Annotated in this window: 17 protein-coding genes; 9 read left to right on the top strand and 8 right to left on the bottom strand. The window is 61.9% G+C overall.

The genetic code is table 11. The annotated features are described in order from the left end of the window. Positions 1-18: 18 nt before the first annotated feature. Genes MJ122_RS21685 through MJ122_RS21670 form a run of 4 tightly spaced genes read right to left on the bottom strand, consistent with a single transcriptional unit; the run spans position 19 to position 2,788 of the window. Complete coding sequence (locus MJ122_RS21685; protein ID WP_239746000.1) at positions 19-462, bottom strand: hypothetical protein; 444 nt, start codon at positions 460-462, stop codon at positions 19-21. Then, entirely contained in the window at positions 459-1,145 is a 687-nt protein-coding gene (locus tag MJ122_RS21680) for an ATP-binding cassette domain-containing protein (RefSeq protein ID WP_239745999.1), read from the bottom strand. The genes MJ122_RS21685 and MJ122_RS21680 overlap by 4 nt, the downstream gene beginning before the upstream one ends. Next, positions 1,138-1,890, bottom strand: coding sequence for an ABC transporter permease subunit (locus MJ122_RS21675; RefSeq protein WP_239745998.1), 753 nt, complete (start codon positions 1,888-1,890; stop codon positions 1,138-1,140). Before MJ122_RS21675 ends, MJ122_RS21680 begins: the two co-directional genes overlap by 8 nt. A gap of 10 nt (positions 1,891-1,900) precedes the next feature. Then, entirely contained in the window at positions 1,901-2,788 is an 888-nt protein-coding gene (locus MJ122_RS21670; RefSeq protein WP_239745997.1) for an MqnA/MqnD/SBP family protein, read from the bottom strand. Positions 2,789-3,065: 277 nt separating this feature from the next. On the opposite strand from MJ122_RS21670, the gene MJ122_RS21665 reads away from it, so the two are divergent. After that, complete coding sequence (locus tag MJ122_RS21665) at positions 3,066-3,662, top strand: Crp/Fnr family transcriptional regulator (RefSeq protein WP_239745996.1); 597 nt, start codon at positions 3,066-3,068, stop codon at positions 3,660-3,662. Positions 3,663-3,809: 147 nt separating this feature from the next. On the opposite strand, the gene MJ122_RS21660 is transcribed toward MJ122_RS21665, so the two are convergent. Continuing rightward, complete coding sequence (locus tag MJ122_RS21660) at positions 3,810-4,181, bottom strand: DUF6306 domain-containing protein (protein WP_239745995.1); 372 nt, start codon at positions 4,179-4,181, stop codon at positions 3,810-3,812. 369 nt (positions 4,182-4,550) lie between these two features. Here MJ122_RS21660 and ccoN point away from each other — a divergent pair, with 369 nt between their 5' ends. The 5 genes from ccoN (at position 4,551) to MJ122_RS21635 (ending at position 9,471) form a co-directional block, all read left to right on the top strand. Further along, the gene (gene ccoN / locus MJ122_RS21655; RefSeq protein WP_239745994.1) at positions 4,551-5,996 is read left to right on the top strand and encodes a cytochrome-c oxidase, cbb3-type subunit I; all 1,446 of its coding nucleotides are present in this window, start codon (positions 4,551-4,553) and stop codon (positions 5,994-5,996) included. A gap of 10 nt (positions 5,997-6,006) precedes the next feature. Continuing rightward, the gene (locus tag MJ122_RS21650) at positions 6,007-6,204 is read left to right on the top strand and encodes a hypothetical protein (RefSeq protein ID WP_017516351.1); all 198 of its coding nucleotides are present in this window, start codon (positions 6,007-6,009) and stop codon (positions 6,202-6,204) included. 139 nt (positions 6,205-6,343) lie between these two features. After that, positions 6,344-7,477: a CBS domain-containing protein gene (locus tag MJ122_RS21645; RefSeq protein WP_239745993.1), complete on the top strand. Its 1,134-nt coding sequence runs from the start codon at positions 6,344-6,346 to the stop codon at positions 7,475-7,477. Between the two features lie 48 nt (positions 7,478-7,525). Next, entirely contained in the window at positions 7,526-8,386 is an 861-nt protein-coding gene (locus MJ122_RS21640) for a LysR family transcriptional regulator (RefSeq protein ID WP_017516353.1), read from the top strand. A 605-nt stretch (positions 8,387-8,991) separates the two neighbouring features. Next, complete coding sequence (locus tag MJ122_RS21635; RefSeq protein ID WP_239745992.1) at positions 8,992-9,471, top strand: carboxymuconolactone decarboxylase family protein; 480 nt, start codon at positions 8,992-8,994, stop codon at positions 9,469-9,471. On the opposite strand, the gene MJ122_RS21630 is transcribed toward MJ122_RS21635, so the two are convergent. Next, complete coding sequence (locus MJ122_RS21630) at positions 9,464-10,900, bottom strand: PLP-dependent aminotransferase family protein (RefSeq protein WP_239745991.1); 1,437 nt, start codon at positions 10,898-10,900, stop codon at positions 9,464-9,466. The two genes, MJ122_RS21635 and MJ122_RS21630, sit on opposite strands and share 8 nt — an antisense overlap. 91 nt (positions 10,901-10,991) lie before the next feature. On the opposite strand from MJ122_RS21630, the gene MJ122_RS21625 reads away from it, so the two are divergent. Continuing rightward, the gene (locus MJ122_RS21625; protein WP_239745990.1) at positions 10,992-11,474 is read left to right on the top strand and encodes a GNAT family N-acetyltransferase; all 483 of its coding nucleotides are present in this window, start codon (positions 10,992-10,994) and stop codon (positions 11,472-11,474) included. Positions 11,475-11,506: 32 nt separating this feature from the next. Further along, entirely contained in the window at positions 11,507-12,166 is a 660-nt protein-coding gene (locus tag MJ122_RS21620; RefSeq protein WP_239745989.1) for an NAD(P)H-dependent oxidoreductase, read from the top strand. 162 nt (positions 12,167-12,328) lie between these two features. Here MJ122_RS21620 and MJ122_RS21615 read toward each other — a convergent pair whose 3' ends face one another. After that, positions 12,329-13,822, bottom strand: coding sequence for a PLP-dependent aminotransferase family protein (locus MJ122_RS21615; protein WP_239745988.1), 1,494 nt, complete (start codon positions 13,820-13,822; stop codon positions 12,329-12,331). A 240-nt stretch (positions 13,823-14,062) separates the two neighbouring features. On the opposite strand from MJ122_RS21615, the gene MJ122_RS21610 reads away from it, so the two are divergent. Beyond that, entirely contained in the window at positions 14,063-14,512 is a 450-nt protein-coding gene (locus tag MJ122_RS21610; protein WP_239745987.1) for a carboxymuconolactone decarboxylase family protein, read from the top strand. 396 nt (positions 14,513-14,908) lie between these two features. On the opposite strand, the gene MJ122_RS21605 is transcribed toward MJ122_RS21610, so the two are convergent. Beyond that, the gene (locus tag MJ122_RS21605) at positions 14,909-15,640 is read right to left on the bottom strand and encodes a site-specific integrase (protein WP_239745986.1); all 732 of its coding nucleotides are present in this window, start codon (positions 15,638-15,640) and stop codon (positions 14,909-14,911) included. Positions 15,641-15,680 lie beyond the last annotated feature (40 nt).

Genomic DNA, 15,680 nt, shown 5'->3' with positions numbered 1-15,680 from the left:
GTCTGCACGAAATCTGGCTTACCAGCTCAGGTAGAACATGCCCTTGGCCAGCAGCACGATGCCGACCATGTGGCTGAAGACACTCAGGTGAATCCGGCGGAAGTACGTCGAGTTCATGCGCCCGCTGTAGAGCAGGAGCATGGCGGTGAAGAAGTGCCCGAGTACGCTCAGGGCGAGGAGGATCTTCAGGCTCAGCAAGGTGCCGAAGGAGGACGCCAGCGGGTCTGCCAGCAGCGGCAGGTAGCGCGTCCAGACCATGCCCAGGCCGGCACTGAACAGCACCAGCAACACCCAGGGCATCAGCCGCCGCGCACACTTGCCGATGCCCTGCTCCACCTGGCGCATTGCCGCAGCCGGCACGTACTTGCGCACGCTCTCGAAGATCAGCACCTCGAAGAACACCGTGCCGATGAACATCAGCGCGGCGAACAGGTGCAGGATCAGCAGGATCGGATAGATCATGGCGCGGGTATCTCCAGGGCCAGCAGGGTCTGATGAAGGACCGCCGCCGCTTGATCGGCGGTGTGTCCACTGAGGTCGAATGGACGAAGCAAGCCGTCGTTGACCAGCACGAAGCGCTCGACGAGGCCGACCAGTTCACCGGGGTGGTGGCTGACGCACAGCAGGGCCGCACCCGAGCTGGCCAACCAGTCGCGGCAGAGATCAAGCAGCGATTCGCGCAGCGCCGGGTCCAGCGCGCTGAATGGCTCGTCAAGCAGCAGGTCCGGCTCAACCGAGAAAGCGCGCGCCAGGGCAACGCGCTGTGCCATGCCCCCGGACAATTGATTCGGCCAGGCGCGCCCGTGGCCGGCGAGGCCGACTCGCTCCAGCCAAAGGCTGGCCAGCCGACGCGCCGTCGTACGGTCGTGGCCGATAGCGCGCAGGGGGATTTCCAGGTTCTCCGCGACCCGGCACCAGGGCAGCAGACGCGGCTCCTGAAAGGCCAGCACGGGATGGCGGAATCCGTTGTCCGCTTGCCCTCGATGGGGCCTCAGCAGGCTGGCCGCCAGGCGCAGCAGGCTGCTCTTGCCGGCGCCACTGGGCCCGAGAATGCCAACCCGCTCACCGGGTAGCAGGCGCAGGGAAGCGTCGGCGAGTACGTGCCGTTCGCCCAGCCGCAGATCGACTCCGTGCCACTCAAGCATGGGCGGCCTCCTGCCAACGGCCCATGCGCCGCTGCAGCGGCTGCAGCAGGAGGAACTCCAGTGCGCCGACCAGCAGCAGGATAAGCAGAGTCCAGGCATACAGCCCGGCGCTGTCGAACGTACTGTGCGCGTTGGCCAGCGCGAAACCGGCTCCACTTTCCGCGCCAAGCACTTCAGCCATCACCACCAGGCGCACGCCGCCGCAGGTGGCGATCAACAATGCCGCTCCAAGCGGCGCGGTCAATGAAGGGATATAGAGCCGCCGCAACTTCTGCCAGGGACTGAAGCGGTAGACCCGCGCCATCTCCAGCAGGCCGCGGTCAACCATCTGCATTCCCTTGACGGTGTTCACGTACATGCCCGGCGCCAGCATCAACACGCTGATCAGCACCACCATGGCCGAGCCCAGGCCGACCCACAGCATCGCCAGCACCACGACCACCACTGGCGGCACCGACATCAACAGCCAGCGCAGGGGTTCAAGCAGACCGCGTACACGAGCGTCCAGCCCGGCCAGCAGGCCCAGACAGAAGCCCAGCAGGCAACCCAGTCCAACACCCAGGACGATGCGCAGCAGACTGGCGCCGGCATGAAGGCGGAAGTCGGCCTCGAAAGGCAGGCGAGCCATGGCTTGCAGCGTCTGCCAGGGAGTTGCCATGAGCAGCAAGCCCAGGCGCATCGCCAGCAGTTGCCAGCCCACCAGCAACAAGGCGCCACCCAGCACGGCCCAGCGTCGGGAAGTCATTCGACTCATCTCACGGCCCATAGAAGCTGGCAGGTGGCACGGAGCCACCGATGGCCTGCGGATGGCGTTCGGCGATCAGGCCGAACAGCGCCTCCAGAGGCCCGCGTGCGGTGCTGGCGGCAACACTGTCCAGGCGCGTGACGCGGATGGACTCCTCGACCGCCTCCACCGGCAGGTGCGGCAGGTGCCGATGCACCAGCTCCGCGCAGTCCCGCGGCTGCGTACTGCACCAGCGGGCGGACTCGGCATAGGCGGCCTCCACGGCGCGCGCCAACTCGCCGTCCTCGGCGCGCTGCGGGCTGCTCATCAGTCCTGCCTGAGGCAGTTCAGGCTGTTGAGGGAAGGCCTGCTTCCAGGCGCTCTCCAGACTTTGCACGCGGTAAAGCGGCGCCCCACCCTCGCTGCGGTTACGCCAAAGCAGCAGGGACACCGCCGGCTCCACCAGCAGGGCGTGATCGGCGCGACCGGCCAGCAGCAGCGCCTGGGCGTCCTGGCCGTCGCGGACCCGGCGCAGCGTCAGGTCCGTGCCCGGCTTCAGGCCATGGCTGAGCAACAGCTCATCGATCAGGATCGCCGGCAGATCGCGCTGGAAAGGCAGCACCACGTCCTTGCCGGCCAGGTCGGCGAAGCCTTTCACCTGAGGGTCGCGGCTCACCAGCCAGATGATTCCCCACACAGAGACGTTGAGCAGCCGCACGTGCTGCCCGCGCCCAGCCATCAGCGCCGGCAGGTTCACCGGGACAGCGCTGTAGTCGAGTTCGTTCTTGGCCAGCAGCACGCGCAGCTGGTCGGGGTTCTGCCAGAGGTGGAATTCGACGCGCTCGGCGTACTCCGCCAGGGCATTGGTTTCCACCATGTGCAGCAGCGGAAAGCTGACCACCGCGCCGGGGCCACCCAACCGCAAAACCTTTTCCCGGGCCATGCCGGCCGGGGACGCCAGGCAGGTGCCGGCGACCAGTGCAAGTGAAAGGAAGAGGCGCGGTAGCCTCCGATTGATTGATATGCGAATAAGTCTTATCTTCATTCGCAAATCATTGCAGCCCGCATGCTCATCACGAATGACAAATGTTAAGTTCGCGCCAGATCGTGGTGAATGCCTGCGATTGTTGGGCGCCCTCCCCCAGTTCTCCGACCTGCCGGACGTCCTCATGGCCGGATTGTGTGAGTCGGCAACCTTGCTCCGCGCTGAAGCCGGCAGGCTGTTGTTCCGCGAAGGCGACCCTGCCGAGTATTTCCTGCTGGTACGCCGTGGCTGTGTGGAAATGCTGCGCTTCACCTGCGATGGCGAGGAGCGCGTCTTCCACCTGTTCCGCGAAGGTCAGTTGATCGCTGAAGCGGCCATGTTCATGCCTCACGGCCGCTACCCGATGAACGCCCGCAGCCAGGGCAGCGGCGAGTTCTTCCGACTGAGCCGCAATGCGCTGCGCAAGGCCTGCGAGGATCATCCGCCGCTGGCCATGCGCATGCTGGAAAACCTCAGCCTGCGCCTCTACCGCCAGGTGAACGAGGTCGACTGGCTGACGGCGAGTTCCGCCTCCCAGCGTCTGGCCGCCTATCTGCTCGGCCTGCACCGTCGCCAAGGCGAGCGTCTCAACCTGCCGATCAGTCAGCGCCAGCTCGCCACACACCTGGGTATTCGCCCGGAATCACTCAGCCGGTTGCTGTCCGATTGGCAGCAGGCCGGACGCATCCAAGGGCGACTCCGGCAATGGCTGCTGTGCGACCTCACCTACCTGCAGGACCTGGCCAGCCCGGCAGTACGTTCTTTCTGAGCGGGTCGGATTTCGGCTATCGCTTCAACTGGTCGGGGCAGCAGCCTGGAAAGGCACGCAGCGATGCAACGCGCACCATGTTCAGCATTGTTGGTTTTCGCCGCGAGACGATCCCGAAAGGCATCGCGGATAACCTCAGCGCTCAATTCACCGATGCAACCGCAACACCGCCTCCAACTCCTCGCGCAGCCAGGGCTCGTCGATCTCCGGCAGGCGCTGGGTTATCTGCCGGGCGACCCAGCGCTGGCCGCGGCCAATGAAGTCGAAGCGCAGTTCCAGGTCATCAATGGCCATGGCGCTGGCGTGGAAGTCACCGACGCCGGTATCGGGCGTGACAGCCAGGCGTTCCAGGCATCGGCGCAGGCGCCGGCAGCTTTCCGCCTCGCCCTGATGCAGATGCTCCAGGCGATTACGTGCCACCAACTCCTCGGCCTGCCGCAGGCTGTCGAGCATCACCCGCGCACCGGCACGCTCGGCGCGCATCAGCGTCTGCAACCAGTCAATCAGTTCGTCGGACATGAAGCCCTCCAGGTCTTGGCGAGAGCCCATCCTAGACTGCCTCATGAAGCGGTTTTAAATGAATTGAATTGCACTGACGCTGCAATTTCTCGAATGCATCCAGCTTGCGCTGTACCTCTTCATTTCCGCTGCGTCGCTCGTCGGCGTTGATCCCGGACAAGGCATTGCAGAGCCGCCGCATGCCAACACCCCACCTTAAGATCAAAATTATTGCACTTATGCAGCATTATTATTCGTTTGTTGCATCCATCGCGTCTATTCAGACTGATCGGGCTCCCTGCGGCGAATTGCCTCCTAACTGCCTAGTTCGCCTTGCCGCATTCGTGCGGGCAGGGAGCCGTCAGTCAACCGGAGTACGACGGAATCAAGATGGACAGCGCGATACCCCTCGATCAGCACACATCCCGCGACGCCGAATACAACTACGACATCGTTCGCCGCTTCACCCTCACCACCCTGGGCTGGGGCATCATCGGGATGCTCATGGGCGTGTTCATCGCCGCCCAACTGGTGTGGCCGCAACTGAGCCTGGAGATGCCCTGGACCAGCTTCGGACGCATCCGGCCGATCCACACCAACCTGGTGATCTTCGCCTTCGGCGGCAGCGCGCTGTTCGCCACCTCCTTCTACGTGGTGCAACGCACCTGCCGCGTGCGGATCATCTCCGACAGCCTGGCCAACTTGCTGTTCTGGGGCTGGCAGGCGAGCCTGGTGTCGATGCTGGTGAGCTACCCGCTGGGCATCACCACGTCCAAGGAATACGCCGAGATGGAGTGGCCCATCGCCGTCTGGGTGACCTTCCTCTGGCTGGTGTACGCCTACCTGTTCTTCGGCACTATCGCCCGCCGCAAGGTGCGCCACATCTACGTCGGCAACTGGTTCTACGGTGCCTTCATCGTGGTCACCGGGATGGTCCACGTGGTCAATCACCTGGCGATTCCGGTGACGCTGCTCAAGTCCTACCCGATCTACTCGGGCGCCACCGACGCGATGATCCAGTGGTGGTACGGCCACAGCGTGGTGGGCTTCATCCTCTCGGTGGGATTCCTCGGGATGATGTACTACTACGTGCCCAAGCAGGCCGAGCGGCCGATCTACTCCTATCGCCTGTCCATCGTGCACTTCTGGGCGATCATCACCCTGTATATCTGGGCCGGCCCGCACCACCTGCACTACACCGCCTTGCCCGACTGGGCGCAGAGCCTGGGCATGGTGATGTCGCTGATCCTCCTGGCGCCCAGTTGGGGCGGCATGATCAACGGCATGATGACCCTCTCGGGTGCCTGGCATAAGTTGCGCACCGACCCGATCCTGCGTTTCCTTGTGGTGTCGCTGGCCTTCTACGGCATGTCGACCTTTGAAGGACCGATGATGGCGATCAAGACGGTGAACTCGCTGTCGCACTACACCGACTGGACCATCGGCCACGTGCATGCCGGTGCCCTGGGCTGGGTGGCGATGATCTCCATCGGCGCGCTCTACCACATGATTCCCAAGCTCTACGGCCGCGAGCAGATGCACAGCGTCGGGCTGATCAACGCGCACTTCTGGCTCGCTACCATCGGCACCGTGCTGTACATCGCCTCGATGTGGGTCAACGGCATTACCCAGGGCCTGATGTGGCGCGCGGTGAACGAGGACGGTACGCTGACCTACTCCTTTGTCGAAGCGCTGGCTGCCAGCCATCCGGGCTACATCGTGCGGCTGATCGGCGGTTCCACCTTCGCCAGCGGCATGCTGCTGATGGCGTGGAACACTTGGGCCACAGTGCGCTCCGGCAAGCCGGTGTCGAACCTCGCAGCGGCTGCGGCCTGAGGACTCGACGATGCTGCTGCTGAGCCTGATCGCCTGTATTGCCGCCTGCTGGCGGACCTGCCGCAGCGCCGGCGAACAAGCGGCGCTGCTGCCCTTCGCCGACGACCCGGATGCCGCGCGGCGCATGAGCGCGGCCACCGGCCGGCACTGCGAGCGGATCGTCCAGCCCCTGCCGGAACCACCACCACCGTACCGAATGCGCGCCTGATCTCCAGCGCTCCTGTTTTCCAGCCTTCTGGTTTCCCAGCCCCATGGACGGGGCCTCCCCGAGTGCCGATGTTGGCACCTTGCAGGGCTCTTCCCCGCGAGAGCCCGTTTTTTTCAAACTTCGCTCCACGGACCTACCGATGCCCGCCCTCACCGGCTGGCGGCACCGCGCCGCCGCGTACCTGCCAGACATTCCCCACACCCGCCCGCGCGAATGGCTGCGCGCCTCGCTAGGCGCCAGCCTGGGCTTCCTGCTCAGTGCCGCCACCTGCGGCCTGCTGTTCGGCTCCGCGGTGGCCCTGCACTTCGCCGGAACCTGGGCTGCTTCGGCAGTGCTGCTGTTCGCCGTTTCCTCCGGCGCCCTGGCCCAGCCCTGGTCGGTGATCGGCAGCTACCTGTGCGCATCACTGGTGGCGCTGCTGATCGGTTTCTGGCTGCCCGCCGGCATCGCCAGCGCGGCCCTCGCCCTTGGGCTTAGCCTGCTGCTGATGTACCCACTGCGCTGCCTGCATCCGCCGGGCGGCGCGCTGGCCTTCTGCATGGTGTTCGCCTCGCCGCTGCCCGGCGAGCCCAGCTGGATGGCGCCGCTGCCGGCCATCAGCGGCGGCCTCTGCCTGGTGCTCCTGGCCCTGCTGTTCAACAACCTCACGCGCATGCCCTACCCGCGCCGCCGAAGCTTTGCGCCGGACAACCACCAGACCCAGGACCCGGCGCCCGGCGCGCGAGTCGGCATCCAGGCCGCCGACCTCGACCAGGCGCTGGACGAACTGGGCTCCTTCGTCGACATCACCCGCGACGACCTGGAACGCCTGGTGCGCAGTACCGAGCGACATGCCCTGCGCCGCAGCATGGGCGAGACCCGCGCGCGGGAGGTGATGTCCCGCGACCTGATCTGCGCTTCGCCGGAAACCCCGCTCAGTCACGCCCTGCGCCTGCTGGTGAAGCACCACCTGAAGGCCTTGCCGATCCTTGACGAGGAGCGCCGGCTGGTGGGCATCGTCAGCCTGATCGACCTCCTAGTGCCCAGGGGCGTCTGGTGGAAGCGACTGCTCAGCGGTATCGGCCTGCGCCGCGACCGTCTGCTGGGCGAGGTGATGACCAGCCCGGTGCTGCACGTGGATGCCGACACCCATGCGGTGGAGTTGATCCCGCTGCTCTCCGACCACGGTCTGCACTGTTTGCCGGTACTGGAGCGCGGCGAACTGGTAGGCGTGATCACCCAGACCGACCTGATCGCCGCCCTGGAGCGCGACCTGCTCAGTCATCTGGGCTGACCGACCTTTCCGTTACACTGGCCGACTGAATCGCGCAGAAGCCTCCGCATGGACATCGACCTCACCCGTACCTTCCTGGAAATCGTCCGCCACGGCAGCTTCGTGGCCGCCGCCGAACGCATGCACGTCACCCAAACCGCGATCACCGCACGGGTGCAGAAGCTGGAGGCGCATCTCAACTGCACGCTGTTCGTGCGCAACCGCGCCGGTGCACGCCTGACCCCGGACGGCGAGGCCTTCGTTACCTACGCCAACCAGATCCTGCAGACCTGGGAGGCGGCCCAGCGCGACCTGCCGTTGCCCGAAGGCATCCACAACGTGCTGCACATCGGTGGCGAAGTGAGCCTTTGCAACCCGTTGATGCTGCGCTGGGTCAGCCGTATCCGCCAGGCAATCGGCGACCACGCGGTACGCGCCGAGATCGGCGACGGCCACAGCCTGCTGCGCCAGCTGGAGCTGGGGGTGCTCGACGCAGCCCTGGTCTACCAGCCAACCTACTGGCCGGGGATGCAGGTGGAGCAGTTGCTGGAGGAGAAACTGATCCTGGTGCGTGCGCAGAACCCCGAGCCCTACGTCTACATCGACTGGGGCGAAGGCTTCCGCCAGCAACACGACAGTGCCCTGCCGGAACTGTCCAAGGCGCCGGTGTCGTTCAACCTCGGCCCGCTGGCGTTGCAGTACATCCTGGAGAACGGTGGCTCGGGCTATTTCCGCACGCGGGTGGTGCAAAGTTACTTGGACCGCAAGGTGCTGCGCCGGGTGCCCAAGGCGCCGGAGTTCAGTTACCCGACCTATCTGGTGTATTCGCGGGACCGCGATTCGCAGGCGCTGCAGCAGGCGTTCGAGCTGCTGCGCGAGGTGGTGTCGCAGGACCCGGACTGGTCACAGCGCTGGGATCCGATGATTTGACGTACCGGCCGCCACAGGAGCGGGGCCCATCAAAAATCCTCCCTAAAAGCCACGACAGGCAGGCTCGCCTCTGCAGGAACTCCTACTCACATATTTCAGATATCCGGCGCTCTGCACATGCGCGAAGCCATGGGGCTTCCCCAGCGGGCTTAAGCAAGGACTTACGAGCGCCCTTGGCGGACGGCCATCGCGGCCTTTACTACTGAGCATTCGTTCAGCTATAAGAATTACCCCGACCTTAGATCAAGTCGAGCGTATCGGGAACACCATTCACCCCTCCCAGTGCGGCTCACGTCGCCTGTCCATGCTCTTCGCCGAACCGGAGTGCCAATGCGTAATCAGCTGTTCAGAACTCGCATTACCGAGATGCTTGGTAACGGGTGATCGAAAGCATGGAGTTCAAGCTCAGCTTCGATTGCTGCCTCTAGTCAGGGGCAGCAATCGGCCAATAGCGGCCGTCCGAACGAACCGCTCAATGGGGCGATCATGGCGAGCATCGAGTCAGACATGGCCTAGTTCGAAGTTACCATCTTGGCACTGTATGGCTAGGCCAAGCATGACTACAGTGGCTCCAACAAACACCCACCCACTGCGAGTGACTTTCCATGAACAACCGTCTTGATTACTTCAAACTGTCCCCCCATGCCTCCAACAAACTGGTGGAGCTCACCCTGCACTTGAGCAAGAAGCCGCTGCTGGCCGACCTTGCCCACCTGATCATGCTGCGGGCTTCACAGCTCAATGGCTGTGCGTTCTGTGTGGATATGCATGTGAAAGAGGCCAAGATTCATGGCGAGCGCGAGTTGCGTCTTCACCATGTGGCTGTCTGGCGTGAGTCGCCACTGTTTTCGCCGGTCGAGCGCGCGGCGTTGGAGTGGACTGAAGCCCTGACCCAACTGCAACCTCATGGTATTCCCGACCGCCTGCATGCGCGTGTGCGTGAACAGTTTTCTGAGCAGGAACTGTCTGACCTGTCGTTCCTGATCGTCGCCATCAATGGTTGGAATCGCCTCAATGTGGCGTTTCAGGCAATCCCGGGTTCGTCCGATGAGATGTTCGGTCTGACCAAGGCCAACCTCAACTGAGTGCCTTGCTGATCAATGCGCCAAGCTGCTCGCCCGAAGCAGCCGTGGCGCAGTTGGTAAAGCTCAACAGCAGCCCCGATTGACGCTGCGACGACGCAGCCCAGCGCGACAACGCTTGTACTGACATGCCCTTGGCCAGCGCCTGCTCGGCCAGGGCGGTGTCGCTTACCCCGTCCGGCAAACGCAGTAACAGGTGCATGCCGCCTGGCGAGCGTTCTGGCTGCATACCTTTGGGCAAACTCTGCTCCAGCGCTTCGAGGGTCAATGCCCGTCGTTCGTTGTAAAGCCGGCGCATGCGTTGGATATGGCGAGTGAAATGCCCCTCGGCGATAAATTCCGCCACCAGCGCCTGGGTGATCGATGGCGAGCCGGCGGAAAACAACGCCCGCCCCACCCGCTCGAACGCCGCCACCTGCGCCTGCGGCACCACCAGGTAAGCCAGGCGGATCCCCGGAAACAGCACCTTGCTGAAGGTGCCGGCATACAGCACCCGGCCGTGGCGATCCAGGCTGGCCAGCGCCGGCAACGGGCGGCTGACATAACGGTACTCGCCGTCGTAATCGTCCTCGACAATCCACGCCCCGCTGCGCGCCGCCCAGTCCAGCAACAATTGCCGACGCGGCAGCGACAGGGCCATGGACAGCGGGCTCTGATGCCCCGGCGTCACCATCGCCACCTGCGCCGGTGCGGCCTGGGCAATGGCCTGCTCCACGTTCATGCCCTCCTCATCCACCGCAATCGGCTCCAGCTGCATGCCGAACTGGCGCAGCACCTGGCGCGTGGTGGGATAGCCCGGATCTTCCACCCAGGCCCGCTCACCGGGCTGCAGCAAGGTATGGGCAATCAGCGACAGGCTGTTGCGCCAGCCGCTGGTAATAAACACCTGATGGGCGCCGCAATCGATCCCGCGCGACACCTGCAGGTACGAGGCAATGGCACTGCGCAGCGCCGGCAGGCCGTGGGGCGCCGGGTAGTCCAGATCGCCCAGACGCATGCCACGCAGATAACGCGCGCCCAGGCGCGCCCAGATCTTGCGCGGAAAGGCATCCAGCGCCGGCACGCCCATCTGAAACGGCAACAGCTGCGGTGGACGCCAGAGCGAATCCGGGGAGTCTTCGATCACTTCGTTGCTCACTGGCAGCGCGCTGGTCGCCAGCATAGGCTTCTGTAGCTCGGGATTGACCACGGTGCCTTTCTGCCCAAGCGCCAGTAGGTAACCCTCACTGGTCAGTAGCGAATAGGCCAGCTCGATGGTGCCACGTGCCACGCCCAGCTCCTTGGCCATGGCTCGCGCCGACGGCAAGCGATCACCGGGGGCCAGCGTGCCAGCGGCAATGGCGGCCAGCACGCGGTCGTAGAGTTGACGATACAGCGGCGAGCCGGGTTGCTCATTCAGAGGCGCAAAAGGCGGGGTGGGAGTATTTGTCATGGCCTAGTTGATATCCCATTTCTTGGCTCATTTAAGTGGGGCAATGGTAGTCCAAGATAGCGCCATCACCTACTCACTGAGGCCAACTCCCATGACGTTTACCCTCCACAACTTCGTACCCAGCGTGCTCGACCTGGCGGACACGGCCCTGCGCCCCCTGGATACCCCCTACGACCTGCGCATCGCCTTCCCAGTGATGCAGCAACTGCGCCCTCACCTGACTAGCGAGGCCGACTTCATCAGCCGCATCGAGCGCATGCGCGCCGAGGGGTATCGCCTGGTCGGCGCATTCGACGCGGGCAGCCTTGTCGGGTTGGCCGGTTATCGCCTGCAGGAAAACCTGATTTACGGCGCCTTCCTGTATGTCGACGACCTAGTTACCGCCGAGGCTCAGCGCGGCGGCCAGTGGGGCTCGCGGCTACTGCAAGCGCTGGAACGACTGGCCCGCGCCAGCGGTTGCGCACGCCTGGTGCTCGACACCGGTTTAGCCAACGCCCGCGCCCAACGTTTCTACTTCCGCGAAGGCCTGTACACCGGTGCACTGCGTTTTCAAAAACAGTTCGATACGCCTTAACCCGCGCGCCACTTTTTTCAGGAGGCAACACCATGACGTCGTCCCCGCAGCCACTCCCTCCTTTACGAATTCTTCGCCTAGTCGCCAGCCCCAATGGCGGCGCCTCGGAAAGTCTGAAACTGTCCCAGCAGATTCTGTTTACCCTGGCTATCAAGGCTGGCAGACGCGGTATCGAGCTGACTGATTTCGACCTCAGCACGTTGGCCGCAGTCGACGCGTTGTACGCCCAGACCCTAGCCAATCAGAGTGTGGTGGTCGCCAGGGAGCCGGGGGACACATTGGGCCGTTCCGACGAGCTGATCGAGCAACTTCTGAGGTGCGACGCACTGCTGATTGCCACGCCGATGCACAACTACAGCGTGCCAGTTCCGCTCAAGGCCTGGATCGACCATGTGGTACGCGTCGGCAAAACGTTCCTGCCCACTGCCAGAGGCAAAGTCGGAACGCTGGCGGATCGTCCGGTTTATGTCGCTGTAGCTAGCGGCGGCTACATCAGCGGCCAAAACGCTCGCCAACCCGACTTTCTGCGCCCCTACTTGTCGGCTGTGCTCGCCACCATCGGTCTCAATGACGTGCATTACTTCACCGTTGAAGGTACGGCCAAGGGAGTGGAGTCACTGACTGCGGGACGGGAGGCGGGGTACGCCGAAGTGCAGGCGTTCTTTGGCAGCGAATTGAAAATGGCGATGTAGGTGGTTGTCTCCTGAACACTTCGGCTGCGCATGATCAATGAAGGGGCATCGCAAGAGACCGCAATTGGCGAGAGGCGAACGCCTACGCTGATCTCATGCGCAGAGGAACAAGACACAGCCACACGGTCGTACAGTTGTCTAGACCAACGCAACAGCGTTTGTTTAAGACAATGCGTTTCTAACTGCCAACGCTGCATCAAATATGGATCGTTCCTCATAGGGAGCGAATCCCAGCAAAAAACCGGTAGATACCGGTGCCTGGTAAAACCGCGCTAGCGGCATTACATCAACATTGGCCTCTTCGATTCGCCGGCATGCGTCAGACTCGCTGCCGCCCAGCAACGAGCAGGCGATGTCCAGACCTGCACGAATCTCCGGTACCTCGATCAAGCCCTGCCAATACTGCTGCGCTGCGCAACTGAGCGCTTCAGCACGCAGTGAATAGAGCTTGCGCATGCGTCTGACATGTCGTTCGAAATGTCCTTGATCGAAAAAAGCTGCCAGTACAGCCTGACTCAGGCTGTTAGGGTGTCGCGAGGTCAACGCCAGTGCTCGGGTGAACATGTCTACCAGATGTAGCGGAAGCGCCAGATACGCCAGGCGAGCGGACGGAAACAGCAACTTGCTGAACGTACCGGCAAGGATCACCGAATCATCGGCGCCAGCCATGGCGCGTAATGCTGGAATGGGCTTGGCGATGAATCGAAACTCGCTGTCGTAGTCATCTTCGATGACATAGGCCCCGCAAGCGCCCGCCCAACGCAGCAGTTCGAGTCTTCTGGCGGGAGACAGTTCGTGACCTGTTGGCATTTGCCGCGACGGCGTCACATAAGCCAGTTCGGCCAGGGGGGCGGCCCGCATACCCTCCTCGACACGCATACCCTGTTGATCCACCGGCACGTCCACCACCTTGCAACCTGCGACAGTCATAAGCTGGCGTACCATCGGATAGCCCGGATCCTCCATCCAGACTGTGCCCCCGGGCCTTGCCAGCAGGCGCAGGCATAAGTCGATTCCCTGTTGCACGCTACTGAGCACCACGATTTGATCCGGCGAAACGTGCACACCTCGAGCGGAGCCCAGATATTCGGCAATGGCGCCGCGCAAACTCGGCAAACCGGCGGGGTCGTAATCGAGCAGCGTCTGCACTTTGGAACTGCGCATCTGCTGGATATGCAACTTGCGCCACAGGTCAATCGGGAATGAATGAACGTCGCCACGCATTGGGAAAAAAGGGCGAAGGCCAGGAGCGACTTCGCGCCTGATGAACTCTGGAGTAGCAGCTTTTAGCCGCTCCAACCAATCCGTGACTGGCGGCGCTCGCCGCACAGGGACTTGCATTCCATCACGTCGTTGCTGGGAAAAGGCTCGAAGTTTCGCATCGGGGAGCTCGCACACGCGGGTACCACTGCCTGTTAGGCTGACCACATAGCCCTCCGATAAAAGCTGCTGATACGCAGCCTGTACCGTCCCACGTGCAAGTCCCAGATGGGCGGCTAACGTCCGGCTTCCCGGAAGCTTACTGCCGGCAGACAAACGCCCGCAAAGCATTGCCTCGCGCAGCTCTAGATACAGCCACTGCTGAAGATTGACGCCCGCAGCGGGCCTATCACACGGTAATGCCATTGCCCCAAACAGGGCCGCGTCAGATGGCATGAGCACCTCGAAAGTGGATCAGCGTTTCAGGCTATAAGTGGATCAATACCATAGGCCGCTTTATGATCACAATTGACTCCAAGCACATGTACACGCCGCACACCAAAAACGCTCAGGGCCATGTGCTCTATGTGCGAGCCAATTTCAGGGTTCAGCTCGGGTAAACACTCAATCGACTCGGCTGAGGTGATCCGTATGCCGCGCTCTCTTCATTGCCTCAAAACAAAGGAAAAGAAACTCATGAGTCGCCTCAATTGGTTTGAAGCTTCGCCTGGTGCAGCTAAGTCTCTTGGAAGTCTGCATCATTTCGTGACCACCGCTACCAATCTGCCAGCCTCGCTGATCCACCTGGTGTTTCTCAGAGTGTCTCAAATCAATGGATGCGCCCACTGCATTGATCTGCACTCGCGTGACCTGATCAAAGAAGGTATGTCGGTAGACAAGGTGCTGTTAGTGCCGGTATGGCATGAAGCGCAATTCTTGTTCTCGGATCAGGAGCGCTCGGCATTGGCCTGGGCAGAGGAAGTCACGCGGGTCAGCGAGACACATGTATCCGACGAAGCCTACGCAGCAGCATCGGCGATGTTTGTAGAAAAGGATCTGGTCGACCTGACAGCCGCTATTGCCGCGATGAACGCTTTCAACCGCATGGGCGTCAGCTTCCGACTAAAGCCTGCCGCTAAAGCTTGATGGCGTAGTCGCTCGCCGATCGTATTGCCTAGAGTCTGCTTCTGGCCGATAGTTGCCTGTTGGCGGGACCGTTTCCGTTTGAGTTAGCGCCCTAGACTCCGCTGTGGCGAGGGTTTCGCTTCAAACCGGAACCGGAAACGGCTTGCCCAGGAAAAGCTGGCATGTAGTCCGAAATCGGGGCTCGAATTACCCTCTGCGACTCCAGATTCCCTGGGGGGCCCCCGGTGGTTGGAACCACGTCATGGGTGTCGCCCGGGTGCCTGGGGTGCCCCACAGATTGTGGCAACCTAGTGCCAGTATCGACTTCCTCAAACTGAGGAAGTCGATGGCTCACATCTGATCCATGTCGGACCGAAAGTGCTCTGGATGTAGCTGATCTCTGCGTCAGCGCCTGGGCTATATCTTCAGCCCCTTATCACAATGTTCACTTAGCGCCTCCCCAACCATAGCTTCCGCCCCATAGCTGCCGATTGGATCTGTTGCCCGAAGGTGTCTACGACACGAGGGGCGATTCATTAATCTATTTATGGTGAGTGTCTCGGCTGCTCTGGTTCCAACCTCGTATCCGAGACGAAGAGATATTCGATCCCGGCTTTTTATGAAGATGTCTTGGCATGTTGAGGTGCCGAGAAGTTCTTTATATGTTTCGGGGTCAATATAGGTAGAGTGCAGATCGGAGAAGTCTGGTTTTTTGATAGTGGGGGATGGGTTTCGGCTTGAATAATATTTCTTGTAGTTCCAGTTGTACCGATTTGCGTCAGCACCATAGCCCATTTTTCCTAGCCATACGTAAAATTTACGTATACTCGATAAATGCCTCGATGTAGTTGATTCTGCATAGTTCCGGGCCTGTATGAGATCTCCAACTACATACCCTGTCATGTCGCGTTTCTTTACTTTAGACCAACCGCCTAAGTGCTTGGTTGCTTTGACAAAACTTAGAAGGTCATTAGCGTATGCCTTGCAAGTATTTGCGCCATACTCTTGGGCTGCATCAATTAGGAAAAGATTCTCATGCCAAAGTGGGCGTTCGTTATCATCGATTATGAGATAAACATCTATTAATATTGGAAGTTTTGAAAGTTCTGACTTCGCGGCGCAGCAGTTGGGTACGAGTCTGACCTGCATATGGATGCATCCACTAGGCTCAAAGTTTGTCAACAAACTC

The sequence above is a fragment of the Pseudomonas sp. DP-17 genome, from assembly GCF_022380625.1.
GTDB classification, from domain to species: domain Bacteria; phylum Pseudomonadota; class Gammaproteobacteria; order Pseudomonadales; family Pseudomonadaceae; genus Pseudomonas; species Pseudomonas nitroreducens_A.
Note: the sequence above shows the minus strand (reverse complement) of the source record. Positions and strands in the feature narration are given on the sequence as shown.